The 18,722-nt window shown below is 60.2% G+C and carries 18 protein-coding genes and 1 pseudogene; 15 read left to right on the forward strand and 4 right to left on the reverse strand.

What is annotated here, in order from left to right; translation table 11 throughout:
• Positions 1 to 134 precede the first annotated feature (134 nt).
• From ACSQ17_RS18380 to ACSQ17_RS18390, 3 genes and pseudogenes are all read left to right on the forward strand, one after another.
• Positions 135 to 911, forward strand: a pseudogene (locus ACSQ17_RS18380) (radical SAM protein); the annotation flags it as partial.
• Between the two features lie 76 nt (positions 912 to 987).
• Positions 988 to 1,590 (forward strand): DUF4823 domain-containing protein, encoded by a 603-nt coding sequence (locus ACSQ17_RS18385; RefSeq protein ID WP_257778202.1) that lies wholly within the window; start codon positions 988 to 990, stop codon positions 1,588 to 1,590.
• A gap of 3 nt (positions 1,591 to 1,593) precedes the next feature.
• The gene (locus tag ACSQ17_RS18390) at positions 1,594 to 2,163 is read left to right on the forward strand and encodes a DUF1285 domain-containing protein (protein WP_436070015.1); all 570 of its coding nucleotides are present in this window, start codon (positions 1,594 to 1,596) and stop codon (positions 2,161 to 2,163) included.
• A 195-nt stretch (positions 2,164 to 2,358) separates the two neighbouring features.
• Here the strand turns inward: ACSQ17_RS18390 and ACSQ17_RS18395 are convergent, their stop codons facing one another.
• On the reverse strand, positions 2,359 to 4,023 hold the full coding sequence (locus tag ACSQ17_RS18395; protein WP_436070016.1) for an electron transfer flavoprotein-ubiquinone oxidoreductase: 1,665 nt from the start codon (positions 4,021 to 4,023) through the stop codon (positions 2,359 to 2,361).
• A gap of 320 nt (positions 4,024 to 4,343) precedes the next feature.
• On the opposite strand from ACSQ17_RS18395, the gene ACSQ17_RS18400 reads away from it, so the two are divergent.
• Together ACSQ17_RS18400 and ACSQ17_RS18405 are read left to right on the forward strand one after the other, a co-directional pair.
• Positions 4,344 to 5,093, forward strand: coding sequence for an electron transfer flavoprotein subunit beta/FixA family protein (locus ACSQ17_RS18400; protein ID WP_108486317.1), 750 nt, complete (start codon positions 4,344 to 4,346; stop codon positions 5,091 to 5,093).
• Positions 5,094 to 6,023, forward strand: a complete 930-nt coding sequence (locus ACSQ17_RS18405; protein ID WP_090384611.1) for an electron transfer flavoprotein subunit alpha/FixB family protein — start codon at positions 5,094 to 5,096, stop codon at positions 6,021 to 6,023.
• 47 nt (positions 6,024 to 6,070) lie between these two features.
• On the opposite strand, the gene ACSQ17_RS18410 is transcribed toward ACSQ17_RS18405, so the two are convergent.
• On the reverse strand, positions 6,071 to 7,006 hold the full coding sequence (locus ACSQ17_RS18410) for an alpha/beta fold hydrolase (protein ID WP_436070017.1): 936 nt from the start codon (positions 7,004 to 7,006) through the stop codon (positions 6,071 to 6,073).
• 112 nt (positions 7,007 to 7,118) lie between these two features.
• Here ACSQ17_RS18410 and ACSQ17_RS18415 point away from each other — a divergent pair, with 112 nt between their 5' ends.
• The 8 genes from ACSQ17_RS18415 (at position 7,119) to ACSQ17_RS18450 (ending at position 14,560) form a co-directional block, all read left to right on the forward strand.
• Positions 7,119 to 7,934, forward strand: a complete 816-nt coding sequence (locus ACSQ17_RS18415; RefSeq protein ID WP_436070018.1) for a substrate-binding periplasmic protein — start codon at positions 7,119 to 7,121, stop codon at positions 7,932 to 7,934.
• Between the two features lie 9 nt (positions 7,935 to 7,943).
• On the forward strand, positions 7,944 to 8,300 hold the full coding sequence (locus tag ACSQ17_RS18420) for a DUF4398 domain-containing protein (protein ID WP_233684363.1): 357 nt from the start codon (positions 7,944 to 7,946) through the stop codon (positions 8,298 to 8,300).
• Positions 8,297 to 9,109: an OmpA family protein gene (locus ACSQ17_RS18425; protein ID WP_436070019.1), complete on the forward strand. Its 813-nt coding sequence runs from the start codon at positions 8,297 to 8,299 to the stop codon at positions 9,107 to 9,109. The genes ACSQ17_RS18420 and ACSQ17_RS18425 overlap by 4 nt, the downstream gene beginning before the upstream one ends.
• Positions 9,110 to 9,319: 210 nt before the next feature.
• Positions 9,320 to 10,759 (forward strand): PLP-dependent aminotransferase family protein, encoded by a 1,440-nt coding sequence (locus ACSQ17_RS18430; protein ID WP_436070020.1) that lies wholly within the window; start codon positions 9,320 to 9,322, stop codon positions 10,757 to 10,759.
• Between the two features lie 78 nt (positions 10,760 to 10,837).
• Complete coding sequence (locus ACSQ17_RS18435) at positions 10,838 to 12,586, forward strand: vWA domain-containing protein (protein ID WP_436070021.1); 1,749 nt, start codon at positions 10,838 to 10,840, stop codon at positions 12,584 to 12,586.
• On the forward strand, positions 12,583 to 13,164 hold the full coding sequence (locus ACSQ17_RS18440; protein ID WP_436070022.1) for an RNA polymerase sigma factor: 582 nt from the start codon (positions 12,583 to 12,585) through the stop codon (positions 13,162 to 13,164). Before ACSQ17_RS18435 ends, ACSQ17_RS18440 begins: the two co-directional genes overlap by 4 nt.
• Complete coding sequence (locus ACSQ17_RS18445; protein ID WP_436070023.1) at positions 13,161 to 13,916, forward strand: hypothetical protein; 756 nt, start codon at positions 13,161 to 13,163, stop codon at positions 13,914 to 13,916. Before ACSQ17_RS18440 ends, ACSQ17_RS18445 begins: the two co-directional genes overlap by 4 nt.
• Before the next feature lie 149 nt (positions 13,917 to 14,065).
• A complete protein-coding gene (locus ACSQ17_RS18450) occupies positions 14,066 to 14,560 on the forward strand; it encodes a hypothetical protein (RefSeq protein WP_436070024.1) in 495 nt (164 codons plus the stop codon).
• Positions 14,561 to 14,594: 34 nt separating this feature from the next.
• Here the strand turns inward: ACSQ17_RS18450 and ACSQ17_RS18455 are convergent, their stop codons facing one another.
• Positions 14,595 to 16,421 (reverse strand): long-chain-acyl-CoA synthetase, encoded by a 1,827-nt coding sequence (locus tag ACSQ17_RS18455; protein WP_436070025.1) that lies wholly within the window; start codon positions 16,419 to 16,421, stop codon positions 14,595 to 14,597.
• Between the two features lie 180 nt (positions 16,422 to 16,601).
• On the opposite strand from ACSQ17_RS18455, the gene ACSQ17_RS18460 reads away from it, so the two are divergent.
• Together ACSQ17_RS18460 and ACSQ17_RS18465 are read left to right on the forward strand one after the other, a co-directional pair.
• A complete protein-coding gene (locus tag ACSQ17_RS18460) occupies positions 16,602 to 16,976 on the forward strand; it encodes a VOC family protein (RefSeq protein WP_436070026.1) in 375 nt (124 codons plus the stop codon).
• Between the two features lie 159 nt (positions 16,977 to 17,135).
• On the forward strand, positions 17,136 to 17,867 hold the full coding sequence (locus ACSQ17_RS18465; protein ID WP_436070027.1) for a substrate-binding periplasmic protein: 732 nt from the start codon (positions 17,136 to 17,138) through the stop codon (positions 17,865 to 17,867).
• Between the two features lie 5 nt (positions 17,868 to 17,872).
• Here the strand turns inward: ACSQ17_RS18465 and ACSQ17_RS18470 are convergent, their stop codons facing one another.
• Positions 17,873 to 18,691 carry an SDR family oxidoreductase gene (locus ACSQ17_RS18470; RefSeq protein ID WP_436070028.1) on the reverse strand — a complete coding sequence of 273 codons (819 nt, stop codon included), beginning with the start codon at positions 18,689 to 18,691 and terminating at the stop codon, positions 17,873 to 17,875.
• Positions 18,692 to 18,722: the final 31 nt, after the last annotated feature.

The raw sequence follows: 18,722 nt of genomic DNA on the forward strand, positions 1-18,722 counted from the left end.
CTCCTGCGCATGGAGAATTTCTTGGAATGCACATAGATCAATCTCCTAAAAAAATCCCAATAAAAAATCCATACAAATCATGGTCATTCACTCACTCACTCGATTTTTTGGATAAAATAGGGATAACTACTAGCGAAATGTATACCCAGGAGCAGAAGAAATTCCGCGCCCGTGATGAGGCGCAGGTGCTCGAAGAGATTCGTCTGACCGGCGAGCGGATGATCGTGCAGCGGGTGTTTCTCGCCGATGGTGATGCTCTGGTGATGCCGACGCGTCGTCTGCTGACCATTCTGCAGGCGATTCGCGAGCACATGCCGGAGGTTGAGCGGGTATCGAGCTACTGCCTGCCACGCAACTTGCGCAAGAAATCGGTGGATGAACTCAAGGAGCTGGCAGACGCCGGCCTGCGTATGGCGTATGTCGGTTGCGAGTCCGGTGATGATGAGGTGCTGGCGCGGGTCAACAAGGGTGAAACCTACGAGTCCAGCCTCAGCGCGCTGGACAAGCTCGGGCAGGCGGGTATCACCCGTTCGGTGATGATCCTTAATGGCCTGGGCGGCACGACCCTGAGTGAGCAGCACGCGGATAACTCGGCGCGCCTGATGAATGCGGCGCAGCCAGAGTTTCTCTCGACTCTGGTGGTGAGTTTTCCTATGGGGGAGACGCGGTTTCGTGAGGGTTTTACCGACTTTCAACCGCTCAATCAGCAGCAGCTGTTTGTCGAGGTGGAGCGTTTGCTCAGCAGCCTTGAACTGCATGATACGGTATTCCGCAGTGATCACGCCTCCAATTACCTGGTGCTTAAAGGCACTCTGGGTGCTGATAAGCCGCGCCTGCTGGCACAAGTGCGACAGGCGATCGAGCAGCCACAGCAGGCACGGCTACGCCAGGAGTGGCAGCGCGGCCTTTGATTGGCAGCGTGTGGCGTGAAATCTGCATCTAGGCGCTATCCGCCGGTTTTCTGTCACCGGTAGCGGGAGAGGCATGATGCGTAGTCTGTTGCTGATAATGAGTGTGTTGCTGCTGGGTGGCTGTATGAAGGCCAGTGATCTGGCGGATGAGGCGATCTATCAATTGCGTGATGTTGGCGTGCTGGATCATAGCCAGACGCGCCGCGCCAGCCCGTGGCGCTTGCAGGCCGATTCCTTCATCTATATCGCCCAGGGGCATTTCGTGCCGCCGGGTGGTGCCTATCCGCGGCCCAATGTGGTGGCTGAAGAGGCCTATAAGGGGTTTATCGAATATTTCCCCATGGTGCGCCGCGCCAAGGCGCCGTTAGGCCTGGAGGAGTCGCTGGCGCAGGCGCGCGAGGCGGGTGCGCATTATCTGCTGTACAGCCGCTTCGCCTATGCCGATGACCGGATTGGCACGGTGGAGGAGTGGGAGGATCAGGAGGCGCTGGACCGCCTGGGCACTGATCGTGGGGTCATTCAGTTGATGCTGATCGAAACCAATACCCGCTATTTGGTCGATACCGCGCGCATTCGTAGCCGCGGAGGCTTCCTGACGCTTTATGATGCCAAGCCGGAGGACCTGATCGGTCCGGCGCTGCAGGATTACGCGCGGCGTTTGTTGGGCTTGGGGCATTGAGTAATGACTGATACAGGCAAGGCCGGCGACCTGCTGGCACAGATACCCAAAGGCGAGGGCAAGGGGTTGCCACCGGTGCACCTGTGGCACCCGGAGTTCTGTGGCGATATCGACATGCGTATCGCCCGTGACGGCACCTGGTATTACATGGGGACGCCGATTGGCCGCAAGCCAATGGTCAAGCTGTTCTCCACCATCATTCGGCGCGACGGCGATAAGTACGTGCTGGTGACGCCGGTGGAGATGGTTGGCATTCAAGTGGATGACGCGCCCTTTGTCGCGGTCAGCCTGCAAGTGGACGGCGAGGGTGAGGCGCAGGTGCTGCGTTTTGTCACCAATGTCGAGGATGAGGTGGTGGCAGGTTTCGAGCATCCGCTGCGTGTTGAGCTGGATGCTGTGACCGAAGAGCCGGCGCCCTATGTGCATGTGCGCAGCAATCTTGAGGCGTTGATCCACCGCAATGTGTTTTATCAGCTGGTCGAGCTGGCGGTGTCACGCGAGATCGATGGCAAGACCTGGTTGGGTGTTTGGAGCGGTGGTGAATTCTTTCCTATCGGGCCTGAGCCTGTGTAGTGAGTGGTTTACAGCTAAAGAAAAAGGCTCCCGAGGGAGCCTTTTTCTTTGCGTCTTAGAGCCTGTTCACGATCTCGCGAGCTAGAGCTATGCAAGGCGAAAACAGGTGAGGAAGCGGAGTGTACTTTTGTACATGAGCATTCCGAACCTGTTTTCAACGCAGCAGAGCCGACGCGCAGCAGATCGTAGGCAGCTTTACATATTGGGGTAGTTAGGCCCGCCCGTACCTTCAGGGGCCACCCAGTTGATGTTCTGGGCGGGGTCCTTGATGTCACAGGTTTTGCAGTGCACGCAGTTCTGCGCGTTGATCTGGAACTTCTGCTCGCCATCTTCCTTGGTGACGATTTCGTAAACGCCGGCCGGGCAGTAGCGCTGCGCCGGTTCGTCGTACAGCGGCAGGTTCTTGCTCAGCGGAATGCTCGGGTCGGTGAGCTTCAGGTGGCAGGGTTGTTCCTCTTCATGGTTGGTGTTGGAGAGGAATACCGAGCTGAGCTTGTCGAAGCTGAGTTTGCCGTCTGGTTTCGGGTAGCTGATCTTCTGCGTCTCTGCAGCCGGCTTCAGGCAGGCGTAATCCGGTTTGGTGTCGTGCAGGGTGAAGGGGATCTTGCCGCCGAAGATGTTCTGATCCAGCCAGTTGAAACCACCACCCACCAGCGGGCCGAACTTGTGCAGCGCCGGGCCGAAGTTACGGCTGCGGAACAGCTCGTCGTACAGCCAGCTGGCCTTGAATGCATCGACGTAACCAGTCAGCTGGTCACCGCCTTCTTTGCCTGCAAACAGCGCGTCAGCCACAGCGTCAGCAGCCAGCATGCCGGATTTCATGGCGGTGTGGCTGCCCTTGATCTTGGCGAAGTTCAGGGTGCCGAGGTCGCAACCGATCAGCGCACCGCCGTTGAAGACCATTTTCGGCAGCGAGTTGAGGCCGCCTTTGCAGATGGCGCGAGCGCCGTAAGCGACGCGTTTGCCGCCTTCCAGGTACTGGGCAACTACCGGGTGATGCTTGTAGCGCTGGAACTCATCGAACGGCGACAGGTGCGGGTTGCTGTAAGACAGGTCAACGATAAGACCAACGACTACCTGGTTGTTTTCCAGGTGATAGAGGAACGAGCCGCCGGTGTTTTCATTTTTGACCACGTCCAGCGGCCAGCCGGCGGTGTGCACCACCAGGCCTTGTTCGTGCTTGGCTGGGTCGATATCCCAGATTTCCTTGATACCGATGCCGTAGTGCTGAGCATCGGCTTCGGAGTCGAGGTTGAATTTCTTGATCAGCTGCTTGCCGATATGGCCACGGCAGCCTTCGGCGAACAGGGTGTACTTGGCGCGCAGTTCCATGCCTGGGGTGTAGTAACCCTCTTTCGGATGGCCTTCACGGTCAACGCCCAGATCACCGGTGAGAATGCCGTAGACCGCACCTTCTTCATTGATCAGCGCTTCCTGAGCAGCGAAGCCTGGGTAGATTTCTACGCCGAGGTTTTCCGCCTGCTGTGCCAGCCAGCGGCACAGGTTGCCCAGGGAAATGATGTAGTTGCCATGGTTGTGCATGGTCTTGGGCACGAAGAGGTCCGGAACCTTGCTGGCCTTCTCGGCGTTGGTCAGGACATAGATGTCATCGCGCTTGACCGGCGTGTTCAGCGGGGCGCCGAGCTCTTTCCAGTCAGGGAACAGTTCATTCAGAGCGCGAGGCTCGAACACTGCGCCGGAAAGAATATGCGCGCCGACTTCGGAGCCTTTTTCGACCACGCAGACGCTGATTTCTTTACCCGCTTCGGCGGCTTTCTGCTTCAGTCGGCAGGCGGCGGACAGGCCGGAAGGGCCAGCGCCGACGATGACGACGTCGAATTCCATAAATTCGCGTTCCACAGGCTATCTCCTACTCAAGGCTCTCTAATTTTATTTGGCGATCAAGCTCGTTCCATGAGCGATGCTGGCGCATTATATCCAGACCCTTCGAACGGGCCAATACAAACGTTTGTTTGAATTTTCTGTAGGGCTGTTAGAATCTTACTACATCGCTGACGATTGGCCGCTTCGTTGTATTGACCAGTCTAGGTCGTGCGGTCAAGATACGGGCGGTTTTGTGTCTGCCGTTATTGGTCGACTCCCGGTTCCGGCCGGTCTGCAGTTCCCGCCATGTTCGCTTCTGGCGACATTCTTATTCACCGGAGAGTAACGAGGAATCCATGAAGGTTCTTGTAGCTGTCAAACGAGTGGTCGACTACAACGTCAAGGTTCGCGTCAAAGCGGACAACAGCGGCGTTGATCTTGCCAACGTCAAGATGTCGATGAACCCTTTCTGCGAAATCGCCGTGGAAGAAGCTGTACGCCTGAAAGAGAAAGGCGTGGCGAGCGAGATCGTTGTCGTAACCATCGGCCCAGCCACTGCTCAAGAGCAGCTGCGCACCGCGCTGGCCCTGGGTGCTGACCGTGCCATTCTGGTTGAGTCGGCCGACGAGCTGAACTCGCTGGCTGTGGCCAAACTGCTTAAGGCAGTGGTCGACAAAGAGCAGCCTCAGCTGGTCATCATGGGCAAGCAAGCCATCGACAGCGACAACAACCAGACTGGCCAGATGCTGGGCGCGCTGACTGGTTTCGGCCAGGGCACCTTCGCTTCCAAAGTGGAAGTTGCCGGTGACAAGGTCAACGTAACCCGCGAAATCGACGGCGGTCTGCAGACCGTTGCGTTGAGCCTGCCGGCTATCGTGACCACCGACCTGCGTCTGAACGAGCCGCGTTACGCGTCGCTGCCGAACATCATGAAAGCCAAGAAGAAGCCGCTGGAAACCGTAACCCCGGCCGACCTGGGCGTTTCCACCGCTTCCACCGTCAAGACTCTGAAAGTTGAAGCGCCTGCGACCCGCAGCGCTGGCATCAAGGTCAAGTCCGTGGCTGAACTGGTCGAGAAACTGAAGAACGAGGCGAAGGTAATCTAAATGACTATCCTGGTTATCGCTGAACACACCAACGCTGCCCTGGCTGCAGCCACGCTGAACACTGTTGCTGCTGCTGCGAAAATCGGTGGTGACATCCACGTTCTGGTTGCAGGCTCCGCTTGCGGCGCTGCTGCCGAAGCTGCTGGCAAAATTGCTGGCGTGGCTAAGGTACTGGTTGCTGACAACGCTGCTTTCGCTCATCAACTGCCAGAAAACGTTGCGCCACTGGTTGCCGAGCTGGGCAAGGGCTACAGCCACATCCTGGCTGCCGCTACCAGCAACGGTAAGAACATCCTGCCGCGCGTTGCTGCTGCGCTGGACGTTGATCAGATCTCGGAGATCATCGCGGTTGAAAGCGCTGACACCTTCAAGCGTCCGATCTACGCCGGTAACGCCATTGCTACCGTGCAGTCTTCCGCTGCCATCAAGGTCATCACTGTACGTGCCACCGGTTTCGACCCGGTTGCAGCCGAAGGCGGCAGCGCTGCCGTTGAAGCTGTAGCTGTTGGCGGCGACGCTGGCAAATCGGCTTTCGTCGGCGAAGAGCTGGCCAAGTCCGATCGTCCGGAACTGACCGCTGCCAAGATCGTCGTTTCCGGCGGCCGTGGTATGCAGAACGGTGACAACTTCAAACACCTGTATGCGCTGGCCGACAAGCTGGGCGCTGCAGTGGGTGCTTCGCGCGCCGCCGTTGACGCCGGTTTCGTACCGAACGACATGCAGGTCGGTCAGACCGGCAAGATCGTTGCTCCACAGCTGTACATCGCCGTCGGTATCTCCGGCGCGATCCAGCACCTGGCCGGCATGAAAGACTCCAAAGTGATCGTTGCGATCAACAAGGACGAAGAAGCGCCGATCTTCCAGGTGGCTGATTACGGCCTGGTCGCTGACCTGTTCGAAGCTGTACCTGAGCTGGAGAAACTGGTGTAAGCCAGTTTTCACCGCGCAGAAAAAACCCGCTCACTGAGCGGGTTTTTTTATGCTCCAGGTTTTTGGGCCTGGAGAAAGGCGCGGTAATGTTCGGCAGTTTGCTGGGGTCGCTCGATCATTGGAGCATGGCCGGTCTGCGGCATGATGACCACGCTGGGTTTGCGCAGCAGCGGCCGCATGACATCGACGCTGGAGACGTGCAGCGCGCGATCTTCAGCGCCCCAAAGGATCAGCGTAGGTGCCTGGATCCTGGGCAACTCCGGTTCCAGTGGGATGTAGCGTTCAACCAGATGCTGAAACACCTGATCATGGTGCGCGCTGTTTGCGCTGGCTTGCTCGGCGAGATAGCCCTTGAGCGACTCCGGCAGATAGGGCGGTTCTACAAAGATGAAGGCCAGCAGGCGCTGAAAATCTTCGACGTTTCTCACCACCAGCGGGTTGGCCTCGCCGCGTTGCAGGCGTTGCAGTAATTCGCTGGGTTGTGGGGCGGTGATGCCGGCATTGTCGAGCAGCGCGAGGGATAACACCTTGTCGGGGTAGCGTGCGGCATAGAGCGCGCTGATATGCCCGCCCATGGAGTTGCCGATCAGGTGCAGTGGCTTGATATCCAACGCGTCGATCACGCTGGCCAGGCGCTCTGTCTGGGTGCCGACATCATAGCTGCCCGCAGGTCTGCTGCTGGCGCCGAAACCCGGCAGGTCGAGGGCAATCACCCGGTAATCCTGGCTGAGGTAGCGGGCGAAACGCAGCCAGTTGTCTTTGTTGGCGGCAAAGCCGTGCACCATCAGAATGGTTTGTGCGCTGCTCGGGCCGCCTTCGTAGTAATGAATGTTAAGATCGCCCACGCTGATCTGCTTGAGGCTGAGCCCGGCACGTTGCCGTTCGATCAGTTGCAGGCTTGCCAGTTGTGCGGCAGGCGACAGGTAGAGCAGGGCTGCGCTACCGATAAGCGCGAAGATCAGGCCTGCGATCAGTTTTTTCATGATGGGTCTTTATCGCGAATTAATATGAATGCGTATTAAGCTAGCATGAAGACGATGTGTTCCGATCTGCTCTGCGCAGACGCCCATCCAAGGTTAAATCGAGAAGTCGCCAATGCTTGAGCGTGGTCTCTATAAATCGGTTCTGCTGCTGTTCGGCCTGTTGCTGATGCCGATGGTTGCAGGGGCTGCTGGTAAATGTGAGCGTCTGGTGGCCACCGGTAACCCGGAGTACCCGCCTTATCTATGGCGCGATCCGCAGAACCCGCAGCAGCTGATCGGTGCCAATGCCGACCTGCTGCAGCACCTGGCCAAGGAGCTGGGGGTGGTGGTCGATATCATCTACACCGGGCCCTGGTCGCGAGCGCAGGATGAAGTGCGTACCGGCCGTGTCGACCTGATCGCCGGGGCGTTCCTTACTCTGCCGCGTCTGGATGTGATGGATTATGTGCATCCGGCGTTCTATTCCACGCCTAATGTGGTGTGGGTGCATCGCGGTGCCGAGTTTCCTTATGCCGGCTGGGATGATTTGCGCGGACGCACGGGCGATACCCTGCTCAACAACAGTTTTGGTCAGCAGTTCGATGCCTTCGCCAAGGAAAATCTGACACTGGAAGGTGTTTCCAGCCTGACCCAGGCCTTCCAGAAGCTCCTGCTGGGGCGTACCGACTATGTGCTGTACGAGCGTTATCCGGGGCAGGCGCTGGCCGATAGCCTGGGCATGCAGGATGACCTGCTGGTGCTCGATCCGCCGATTTCCAGCGAGGGGTTGTACCTGACCCTGTCGCACAACTCGTCCTGCAACGACCCCTGGCTGCGCGGCATGTTGGCGAAGAAAATGACCGAGGCTGTTGCCAGTGGTCTGCCCGAGACCTTGCTGCAACACAACCTGCAGCGTTGGAAAGAACAACAGCTTGAAGCCCAACAGTAGGGAATTTCTGTGATTTATCGACGTATCTGTGTGGCCTTGCTGCCGCTCGTACTGAGCGCCTGCGCAACCGACCCTGCGCCGCATGAACAACTGCGCCTGACCGAACAAGCACTCAGCCAGGCCAAAGCGCTGGGCTTGTCCGCTGAACAGTCGGCGTCGCTGCGCCAGGCCGAGGAAAAACTTGCCCTGGCACAAGCGGCCATGCAGGACGAAGATTTCAAGCAGGCGCGGCTGTATGCCGAGCAGGCTGAGCTGGATGCACGCCTGGCCGAAGCCGAGCACCTGACCGAGAAGAGTCAGCAGCAACTGGCGGAGTTGACGAACGCCATCAACCGTTTGCGCAAGCAACTGGGAGGTTTGCAATGAAGCACTCCCGAATCATGCTGCTTGTCACTCTCGGCAGCCTGTTGCTGAGCGGTTGCGCCAGCTCGCACAGCTCCAGTGAGCAGGCCTTGGAGGCAGCCCACAGTGCCTTCCAGAAGGTCAAGGAAGATGCTGATGTATTGCGCAGCGCACCCAAAGAACTGATCCGCGCGGGTGAATCGTTGGCTCGAGCTGATCGCTTGTCGAGCTACTGGGGCAGCAGCGAGGATGTGGCGCATTACGCCTACCTCAGCCAGCAGCACAGCGCGATTGCCGGGCAAATGAGCGCCCTTAATCTGAACCAGGAGCGCGCGGCCAAGCTGGAGTTGGAGCGGCAACGCCTGCAGTTGGCTTTGCGTGAGGCCAAACTGCTTAGCGTGCAGGAACAGAGCAACTGGCTTGAAGAGCAGATGGTCAGCCTGGCCACTACGCAGAGTGAGCGCGGTTTGGTGATGACCCTGGGCGATGTATTGTTCGATGCCGGTCACAGCGATCTGAAGGCCTCGGCCAACCGCACCGTGCTCAAACTGGTGCAGTTTCTCCAGCTCAACCCGCGGCGCATTGTGCGGATCGAGGGTTACACCGACAGCCGTGGCGATGCCCAGGAAAACCTCGAATTGTCTCGCGCTCGCGCCCAGGCAGTGGCCGATGTGCTGGTCGATCTGGGCATTGATACCAAGCGCATCGAAGTCCAGGGGCATGGCGAGGCGTTCCCGGTGACCGAGAATGCTTCGGCCAAAGGGCGCGCGCAGAATCGCCGGGTAGAGATCGTCTTCTCAGACGAGCAGGGCCGTCTCGGCTCATCCCGCTAAGCCTGATGTCGCTCAGAAGCCCCGGTTTACCGGGGCTTTTTCGTTGCAGCTGCCAGCCGCACATGCAGACCATCAGCCAGAGCAATGCTTGATTGCACCGTTACAGTCCTGGCGAGTGCGCACTGTATCGCCCACAATTCAGTGAGCTGTACCGGTGCAATTGTAAAAAGCCGGTTTACTGTTACGGTTCAGTCAAGCAGGAACGCGGTCATGACCAATCTGTTGCTTTATCAGCGCATTGCCCAGCAACTGGCGGAAGATATCCGTCGCGGCGTTTACCAGCCCGGTGAGCGGGTGCCTTCGGTGCGCAAGATGAGTGCGCAGCTCAGCGTCAGCCACGCCACGGTGTTGCAGGCCTATGCCAACCTGGAAGACCAGGGCCTGATCCGCGCCCGCCCGCAGTCTGGCTTTTACGTGCACCAGACCCCAGCCCTGACCGCGCCCACTCCGGATATCGCCCGTGTAGAACGCCCTGGTCTGGTCACGCGCAGCAGCATCATCAATCAGGTGCTCACCGAATCGCGCCGCGAAGGGGTGTTTCCCCTCGGTGCTGCGGTGCCGCATGTGGATTATCTGCCGGTGCGCGCCTTGCACCAGCAACTTGCCAAGGTCACCCGTTTCCACAGCGCACGGGCCTTCAGCTATATGTTCAGCCCCGGCTTTGAGCCGTTGCGCCGTCAGGTGGCGATCCGCATGCGCGATGCTGGCGTGGTGGTCGACCCGACCGAGGTGGTGATCACCCACGGTTGTGTGGATGCCCTGCAGATGAGCCTGCGCGTGCTGACCAAACCGGGCGACCTGATCGCGGCCGAGTCGCCGACTTATTACGGTCTGCTGCAACTGGCTGATCTGCTCGGTCTGAAAGTCATCGAAATTCCCAGCGACCCGACCACGGGCATCAGCCTGGAAGCGCTGCAGCTGGCCGCCAACCAGTGGCCCATCAAGGCGCTGGTGCTGACTGCGCGGCTGAGCAATCCGCTGGGCGGCACCATCCCGGAAGAGCGCCAGCGTCAGTTGCTGCGCCTGGCCGGTGATTACGATATCCAGATCATCGAAGACGATATCTACGGCGAACTGATGTTCGAACAGGGCCCGACCAAGGCACTCAAGTCCCATGACCGTGAAGGGCGGGTGATCTACTGTTCGAGCTTTTCCAAGACCTTGTCGCCAGGGGTGCGTATCGGCTGGATCATCGCCGGCAAGTATCAGGATGAAATCCAGCGCCTACAGACGTTCAGCACTCACTCGGCGTGCAGCGTCACGCAGATGGCGGTGGCCGCCTATCTGGAGAACGGCGGCTACGACCGCCACCTGCGCTTTATCCGTCAGGAGTACCGCAAGAACCTCAGCGCCTTCCAGCTGGCTGTGCAGCAGTACTTCCCCGAAGGTACGCAGATGAGTCGGCCCAAGGGCGGCTTTATTCTCTGGGTCAGTTTGCCGGCACGGGTCAATACCAAGGACCTGCATATGCGCGCGTTGCAGCAGGGCATCAGCATCGCGCCGGGGTTGATCTTCAGTAATACCGAACAGTTCAACCACTGCATCCGCCTGAACTGCGGCATCCCGTGGAACCGCGAAGCTGAGCGTGCGCTGATGACCCTGGGCATGCTGGCCGGGCAACTGTGTCAGGAAGGCGCTGCAAGTTTCTAATCCGGGTTAACCCGTCTCACCCCAGGGCTGCGTCTACCTGAGCGAATGGTTTGTTCCGCTCGCTCAGGAGATACCCCTATGTCCGCTTATCCCGTATTGCTTGCCCGCCCGCTGTTTGCCGGTTTTGCCGCTGGTGTGTTGATCAGCCTCGGCGCATGCAGCGCTGCAAACCCCGAAGCGCCAACGAATGAGGCGGGTAGCCAGCCGCTTAGTGATCAGTCCCTTACGCGTGAGCGTGCCGAGCTGCATGAGCAGTTGTCCGCTGCCCCGGCTGAACTGCAACGCAAAAGCGCGCAGGCGGGCAGGGCGATGTTGCCCAGCGTGGCGTATGCGCCTATGCCGATGTCTGTGCAGGCCGATGCCTTGCCGCAGGGCTACCGTGACCAGAACCGCGAGCAGTATCAGAAACTGACAGGCAACCCCGTGCATGCCGTCGCCGAGACGCCGGTGTCGACCTTCAGCATCGATGTGGACACCGGTAGCTACGCCAATGTGCGGCGTTTCCTCAATGGTGGGCAGTTGCCGCCGCAGGATGCGGTGCGTCTGGAAGAGCTGGTCAACTACTTCCCCTATGCCTATCCACTGCCCAAGGGCGATGTGCCGTTCGGCGTGCACACCGAGCTGGCAGCCACGCCGTGGAATCCGCAAAGTCGCCTGCTGCGTATCGCCATCAAGGCTTCGGATATGCAGATAGAGCAGCTGCCGCCCGCCAACCTGGTGTTTCTGGTGGATGTCTCCGGCTCGATGGACCGCCGCGAAGGCCTGCCGATGGTGCAGGGTACGCTGAAGCTGCTGATCGAGCAGCTGCGTGCTCAGGACAAGGTATCGCTGGTGGTGTATGCCGGCTCCTCCAGCGTGGTGCTGGAACCGACTGCCGGCAGCGAGAAAGCCAAGATCCGTGCGGCCATTGATCAGCTGACTGCGGGCGGATCCACCGCTGGCGAGTCGGGCATTCAGTTGGCCTATCAGCAGGCGCAGCAGGGCTTTATCGACGGTGGCATCAACCGCATCCTGCTGGCCACCGATGGTGACTTCAATGTCGGTATCAGTGACTTCGAGACGCTCAAGCAACTGGCCGCCGACAAACGCAAGACCGGCGTATCGCTGACCACCCTGGGCTTTGGCACCGACAATTACAACGAGCAGTTGATGGAGCAGCTGGCCGATGCCGGCGATGGCAACTACGCCTATATCGACAACCTGCGCGAGGCGCGCAAGGTGCTGGTCGATCAGCTCAGCTCGACCCTGGCGACGGTGGCCAGCGATGTGAAGATTCAGGTCGAGTTCAACCCGGCCGAGGTCAGCGAGTACCGCCTGCTGGGCTATGAGAACCGCGCACTGAAACGTGAGGATTTCAGCAACGACAAGGTTGATGCCGGTGAAATCGGCGCAGGCCATACGGTAACCGCGCTGTATGAGGTGGTGCCGGCGGGCGGCAAGGGCTGGCTGGAACCGCTGCGCTATCAGGCCGCGCCGAAAACCCAGGGCAATACGGGCGAACTGGCCTGGCTGCGCATTCGCTACAAGGCCCCAGGGCAGGACGTCAGCAAGCTGCTGGAGCAGCCGATTCAAGCCGCCGATACACGTACCATCAGCCAGGCCAGTGAAGACCTGCGCTTTGCCGCAGCGGTGGCGGCCTTCGCTCAGCAGCTTAAAGGCGATACCTATACCGGGCGCTTCAGTCTGGCCGACAGCGCCGAGCTGGCACGTGCCGCCAAGGGCGATGACCGCTTCGGCCTGCGTGGCGAGTTTGTACAGCTGGTGGAACTGGCGCAGAGCCTGCAAACTGCGTCGAATCCTTCAACGACCGCACGAGTACAGCAGTGAATCGACCCCTCACGGATGACGACGCCGCCTTGTTACGGCGTTACCGCCGCGGTGATGCGGCGGCTTTTGCCGAGTTGTATGAGCGCCACCGGCTTGGCCTGTTTCGCTTTCTGCTCGGCCTGTGCGGCGATCATGCCCTGGCCGAAGAGGTGTTTCAGGACACCTGGATGAGCCTGATCCGCAGCCAGAGCGAACAGCGCGAGGCGGTGTTGTTCAAGACCTGGCTGTACCAGATCGCGCGCAACCGACTGATCGATGCCTGGCGCAAGCACGGTCGGCACCAGGTGGGGCATGCTGAGTACGATGAACAGCAGCATGCCCCGCACGACCCGCAGCTGGGACCTGAGCAACAGCTCAGCCTGAGCCGCGATCAGCAGCGTTTAGCAGCCGCCCTGGCGGATTTACCGGCCGAGCAGCGCGAAGTCTTTCTGCTGCGTGCCCATGGTGACATGGACCTGGCCGAGATCGCCGAACTGACCCAGATTCCTGCCGAAACAGTGAAAAGCCGTTTGCGCTATGCCCTGCAGAAGTTACGTCGGCTGCTGGCTGACCCGGCCGCCGAGGAGTTGTCCGTATGAACCACGATCAACATAGGCTCGATGAGCAGGAACAGCAGATGCTTGCGCATTTCCGCCAGCACAGCGGCGGCGAGCCCAGCGCGCAGCTGGATGCGCAGATTCTTGCGGCGGCCACTGCCGCCGTGCGCAGCGCTGCCGCAGAGGCGGCTCGGCCGGGTTGGGCTGCGCGCCTGTACGGCTGGCTGTTCGGTGCGGGCGGCCGGCAACGCTGGTCGGTGGCATTGGCTGGAGTCGCTTGCCTGGGCATTGGCGTAAGCCTGACCTGGCGCACGTTCGAGCAGGCGCCGGATGCCTTCGATGCTGTGCCGAGCGGCGCCCCCATGGCGCCGGCTGCGGCGAAGATGGCGCCGCAATCTGCGCCGATGCCCGCGCCGCTGGCAGAATCTGCTGTGCTGGCGGATGAGGTCGCACGCCCACGTGCGGTGCAACCCGCTCCAGTGACCCAGGGTTACAGCGCTGATGCCGCCAAGGCCGAGAAAAAACTCTCGGCGGCAGCACCTGATCAGCTGTTGCGTGAGGAGTTGGCGGCTGATGCATTGCCGCCACATGCTGCCCGTGCGCCTACTAGATCAGCGTCCGCAAATGGCGGCAGTCAAGCCGAGCAGCAGTTGCGCGGCGAGTTACAGCGGCTGTTGAAACTGCGCCGTGACGGCTGGACGGACGAGGCCGATGCCTTGTTGCTGCAACTGATGCGCGAGCACCCCGAGATGGATATCGACGCGCAGTTGCAACACTTGCAGGCGCCCGACTGAGCCGTGCCACAAATCGCCCGGTGGCCAGTGCATACGCTGCTGCCGGGGGCTTTGGTCGTGTGCGGTTACCTGCTGTACAGATTGCAGGGTTGCCAGCGGCCTGGTCAGGGGCGAGCATAGCGGTCTGTGACGCTGCCTTTGTATCTGCCATGACCATTATTCAACGTTGCGTGCTGCTGCTGACTCTGTTGTCACTGGCAGCCTGCGAGCAACCCGCCAATCCACCTACGTCCACCAAAGCACCGGCTGTGCAAGCGCAGCCCGATACTGCCACGAGCGCCAAAACGCCACCTGCACCTGTCAGCCCAGCAACCCAGGCAGAGCCGCCTGCCGCGCCCAAACCGGCGAAAAGCCCGCCGCCAGCCAAGCCAGTTGCCGCACCCGTCAAAGCCAAGCCCGCCGCGCCAGCGCCGGAGAAAAAGGTCCCGCTGGAGTTGAGCCTGCACCCTGATGTGTTCGATCCACTGCAACCGCTGGAGCCACTCAACGACCTGTCGACGCCGTTGTTACCACCGTTGTTTGTTGAGAAGACTGAGCCGGAAAGTCCCTTTCAGCTCAATGGCAAGCTGATCACCAACGAGCGTGGTGACGACTATTGGCAGTCGGTTGAAGGCGCGCAGTTGCAGTTCGAGTTCAAGCAGTAGCCGGCGACGGCCAACCGTCGCCGGGTACGGCTGGTTAGAAGCGGTAGGCCTGTTGACTGATGGCGTTGAACAGATCGTGATCCAGCGGCGTAAAGCACGGCTCGCCGGGGAGACGCACCCACAACGGCTCCTGCACACACGTCGGGTCGTAGGCGGCCTGCTTGAGGTCGGCCTTCTTGTATTTGAAGGTGCCGGTGGTTTCCACCTCGCCGAGCAGGCGGATAAACAGCGGTGCGGCGTACACCGGCAGTTCGGCATCCAGGTGCGCCGCAAGGGCGGCACCGTCCAGTTGCTGACCTTCACTCAGGCGCAGCGCGGCCATGCCACAGCGGCCATTGGTGCCAGGGATTTCCACGCCATAGACCACTGCATCTTCCACCCCCGGGAAGGCACCGAGGACGTTCTCCACCTCGGTGGTGGAGACGTTTTCACCTTTCCAGCGGAAGGTGTCACCCAGGCGGTCGACGAATTGCGCGTGCTTGCAGCCGATGTCGCGCATCAGGTCGCCGGTGTTGAACCAGGCATCGCCCTTCTTGAACACGTTACGCAGAATCGCCGCCTCGCTCTTGGCCGGGTCGGTGTAACCGTCGAACGGCCACTTGGCGTTGATTTCGCTGATCAGCAGGCCCGCTTCGCCTTTCTTGGCTTTTTCCAGAAAGCCTTTTTTGTCACGTACCGCCTGGTCGTTTTCCAGGTCGTAACGCACGATGGCATAGGTGGCGGGGGAGAAGCCCACGGTATTGTCGAAGTTGAACACGTTGGTAAAACCGATATTGCCTTCGCTGGAGGCATAGAACTCGGTGATCTGCTCGACCCCAAAGCGCGCCTTGAATTCGGCCCAGATCGACGGGCGTAGGCCGTTGCCGATCATGCAGCGCAGGCTGTTGTTCTTCTCGGCGGCTGTCTCGGGCTGGTTAAGCAGGTAGCGGCACAGCTCGCCGATGTAGCCGAAGCAGGTGGCCTGATAACGCTGCACATCCGGCCAGAAGGCGCTGGCGGAAAACTTGCGACGCAGGGCAATGGCCGCACCACCAGCCAGAGCGGCGCTCCAGCACACGGTCACGGCGTTGTTGTGGTAGCAGGGCAGGGTCAGGTAGAGCACATCTTGGTTGTTCAGGGTCAGCCCGGAATGGCCGAAGCCGCCATAGGCCTTGATCCATTTGCCGTGGCTCATGATCGAGGCCTTGGGCAGGCCGGTGGTTCCAGAGGTGTAGATCAGAAAACAGGGGTCTTTCATCTGCACCTGAGCGCTGTCCGGCGGGTTATCACTGGCTTGATTGCGTGCCAGCTGCATCAGATTGGTCCAGCCTGCTGGTGCCTGGCCAGCATCGCTGAGGCAATCCTGGTCGGCTACCCAATAGCGCGGCGTCTGCGGGTTATCGAGTTGCTCGGCCACCTCATTGAAGGCAGTGAGCAGTTCTTCACCGATCAGCATAAAACCCGGTTTGACCAGATTCAGGCTGTGCGCCAGCACCTTGCCGCGCTGAGTGGTATTGACCAGTGCACCGACTGCGCCGAGCTTGCTCAGCGCGGCGAGAGTCGCCAGCAACTCCAGGCGGTTTTCCAGCATCACCGCCACCACACTGCCATGACGCACGCCTTCGGCCTTGAAGGCCCAGGCCAGGCGGTTGGCCCAGGCGTTGAACTGGGCATAACTGAGACTGCGCGACTCATCCATCAGCGCCGGGCGCTGCGGGTGCTGCTGCGCGGCCTGTTCCAGCGCCCAGGCCAGCGACAGCTTCTTTTCACGGTTGCGGATGCCGGCGTAATACAGGCCGCGCAGCATGCGCGGTACACGCGGCAGATGCTGCGGCAAGCGAGTGAGAAAACGCAGCGGGGAAATCAGATCGGTCTGGCTCATGGCTCTCGCGCTTATGGTTGTTATGCGGGGGCGAGGCACAACTCTAGCCGCCGCCCGATCGTGCAGCCATGGCTGTGGCGCATGCCGTATAAGGCAGCTCGGCAAATAACCGCACAGGCCGTTGCCGAGCCACTCGGGCTGTGGCATTACAGGAAAGGCTGAATGCTGAAGGAGCCAGCAATGAACCTGAATCAAGTCACTGTCGCGGTCACCGATGTACCGCGCGCGATCCGCTTTTACCAGCAACTGGGGCTGCAACTGATTGTCGAGAGCCTGCCGGACTATGCGCGGTTTTGCTGCCCCGATGGCCAGGCGAGCTTTTCCCTGAGTCGAGTCGAAAAAGTGCCGGCCAGCCAGACGCTGATTTACTTCGAATGCGCTGCACTGGATCAGACCGTCGCGCGCTTGCAGGCTCAGGGCATCGCCTTCAGCATGTTACCGACTGACCAACCCTGGCTATGGCGCGAGGCCTACCTGCAGGACCCCGATGGCAATCCCCTGTGCCTCTACCATGCCGGCGTAAACCGCCTGAATCCGCCCTGGCGGCTGAGCTGAAGTGTTCGGTACGGCGATTTTATTCCCGACCGGCAAGCCACTTATGATGGCCTGCGGCTAGACTCCCCACAGCGCTCGACTCAACGGATTCTGCCCTAAGGTTTGTGCATGAGAATAACCCGCCGTTTTTCAACTGCGTCGCCTGTATTTACCCTCCTTGTGCTGCTCGTATTGGCCCCGTTGGCGAGTGCCGACAGCCTGCGCGTTGGCTACTTCGACCTGCCGCCGCATACGCCGTTGCCAGGGCAGCCCGATAGTGCAGGGACGGCGATTGCCTACTTCGGGAAAATTGCCGAGCGCATGCAACTGGATGCGGTGAGTTACCAACGCTATCCGTTGTCGCGGCTGTTGCAGATGCTGCAACGTGATCAGCTGGATATGGCGCTGATCCTGGCCAAAACCCAAGAGCGTGAGGCGGCACTGGTCTACCCGGCACAGCCCTTTGTGGTGGTGCAGCCGTTGCTGCTGGTGGCCCGCGAGCACCCTCTGCAGCGGGTGGATTCGGTCGAGCAACTGCTGCCCTTGCGCTTAGGTGCCTGGCAGGACGGCTATCGCTCGCCCATGCTGCGTGATCCGCGTTTGCAGCTGCAAACCCTGAGCAGCAGCCATGTATTGACCCAGAGTATGGAGATGATCAAGGCCGGTCGACTGGAAGCGTTCTACCACCCCGATGACCTCGCCGTGCGCTATCAGGTGCAACACCTGGGCATGCAAGACAGCATTCGCCTGCTGCCGTTACCCAAGGAGCAGATGCAGTTGTATTCGGCATTCTCTCGCGCCGCAGCCGGGCGCTACTTGCAACGCTATGAACGGGCGCAGGCCGAGGTGGCTGCGCAGCAGGGCTATGCGGCGTTCTTTAGTGAACACCTGTTACCGGCTGCTGCGCACTAGGACGGCTAGTCGATAAACAGATCGGTCATCAATTTGCCGGCTGGATCATAGCGGTACTGCTCGAAGTCTTCCTGACCTTGCTCGCGGAGGATTTCTTCGTCGATCAGCAGGCGTCCGCTGATGCTGCGTTCGCTGCTGGACAGGATGGCGTGAGCGGCATCAGCCATGATCGCCGGCAGGCGTGCGGCCTTCATCACCGCCGGGCCGCCGGCTTCGAATTCGATGGCGGCGGTGGCGATCACCGTCTTCGGCCACAGCGAGTTGACGCTGATGCCGTACTTCTTGAATTCCTCATGCATGCCCAATGTCAGCATGCTCATGCCGTATTTGGTAGTGGTGTAGGGGCCGTAGTTGGCGAACCACTTGGGGTCTAGGTTAAGCGGCGGCGACAGGCTTAGAATATGGCCGCGGCTGTCCTTGAGGTAGGGCAACGCCGCCTGGCTGCAGACCATCACCGCGCGGGTGTTGATCTGGAACATCAGGTCGAAGCGCTTGGGCTCGAGCTTTTCCACCCCCACCAGCTTGATCGCGCCGGCGTTGTTGATCAGCACATCAATGCCGCCAAAATGGTCAGCGGCCTGGGCCATGGCGGCTTTGACCGCGTTCTCGTCACGTACATCCAGTTGCAGGGCCAGGGCCTTGCCGCCTGCTTCTTCAACCTCGGCAGCCACCGAGTGGATGGTGCCCGGCAGTTTGGCGTGGGGTTCGGCGCTCTTGGCGGCTATAACGATATTGGCACCCTGAGCAGCGGCCTTGAGGGCGATTTCGCGGCCGATACCACGGCTGGCACCGGTGATAAACAGGGTTTTGCCTTGCAGTGACATAGGCGTGCTCCGTGACTTGTTATGGTTTTTT

The sequence above is a fragment of the Pseudomonas sp. LjRoot71 genome, from assembly GCF_964253255.1.
In the GTDB taxonomy this organism is placed as follows: domain Bacteria; phylum Pseudomonadota; class Gammaproteobacteria; order Pseudomonadales; family Pseudomonadaceae; genus Aquipseudomonas.

What these genes read in the sequence shown, in the direction of transcription:
- ACSQ17_RS18385 (WP_257778202.1), top strand. Translation starts at nt 988, where the DNA reads ATGCGTAGTCTGTTGCTGATAATGAGTGTGTTGCTGCTGGGTGGCTGT.
- ACSQ17_RS18390 (WP_436070015.1), top strand. Translation starts at nt 1,594, where the DNA reads ATGACTGATACAGGCAAGGCCGGCGACCTGCTGGCACAGATACCCAAA.
- ACSQ17_RS18400 (WP_108486317.1), top strand. Translation starts at nt 4,344, where the DNA reads ATGAAGGTTCTTGTAGCTGTCAAACGAGTGGTCGACTACAACGTCAAG.
- ACSQ17_RS18405 (WP_090384611.1), top strand. Translation starts at nt 5,094, where the DNA reads ATGACTATCCTGGTTATCGCTGAACACACCAACGCTGCCCTGGCTGCA.
- ACSQ17_RS18410 (WP_436070017.1), bottom strand. Translation starts at nt 7,006, where the DNA reads ATGAAAAAACTGATCGCAGGCCTGATCTTCGCGCTTATCGGTAGCGCA.
- ACSQ17_RS18415 (WP_436070018.1), top strand. Translation starts at nt 7,119, where the DNA reads ATGCTTGAGCGTGGTCTCTATAAATCGGTTCTGCTGCTGTTCGGCCTG.
- ACSQ17_RS18425 (WP_436070019.1), top strand. Translation starts at nt 8,297, where the DNA reads ATGAAGCACTCCCGAATCATGCTGCTTGTCACTCTCGGCAGCCTGTTG.
- ACSQ17_RS18430 (WP_436070020.1), top strand. Translation starts at nt 9,320, where the DNA reads ATGACCAATCTGTTGCTTTATCAGCGCATTGCCCAGCAACTGGCGGAA.
- ACSQ17_RS18435 (WP_436070021.1), top strand. Translation starts at nt 10,838, where the DNA reads ATGTCCGCTTATCCCGTATTGCTTGCCCGCCCGCTGTTTGCCGGTTTT.
- ACSQ17_RS18445 (WP_436070023.1), top strand. Translation starts at nt 13,161, where the DNA reads ATGAACCACGATCAACATAGGCTCGATGAGCAGGAACAGCAGATGCTT.
- ACSQ17_RS18450 (WP_436070024.1), top strand. Translation starts at nt 14,066, where the DNA reads ATGACCATTATTCAACGTTGCGTGCTGCTGCTGACTCTGTTGTCACTG.
- ACSQ17_RS18455 (WP_436070025.1), bottom strand. Translation starts at nt 16,421, where the DNA reads ATGAGCCAGACCGATCTGATTTCCCCGCTGCGTTTTCTCACTCGCTTG.
- ACSQ17_RS18460 (WP_436070026.1), top strand. Translation starts at nt 16,602, where the DNA reads ATGAACCTGAATCAAGTCACTGTCGCGGTCACCGATGTACCGCGCGCG.
- ACSQ17_RS18470 (WP_436070028.1), bottom strand. Translation starts at nt 18,691, where the DNA reads ATGTCACTGCAAGGCAAAACCCTGTTTATCACCGGTGCCAGCCGTGGT.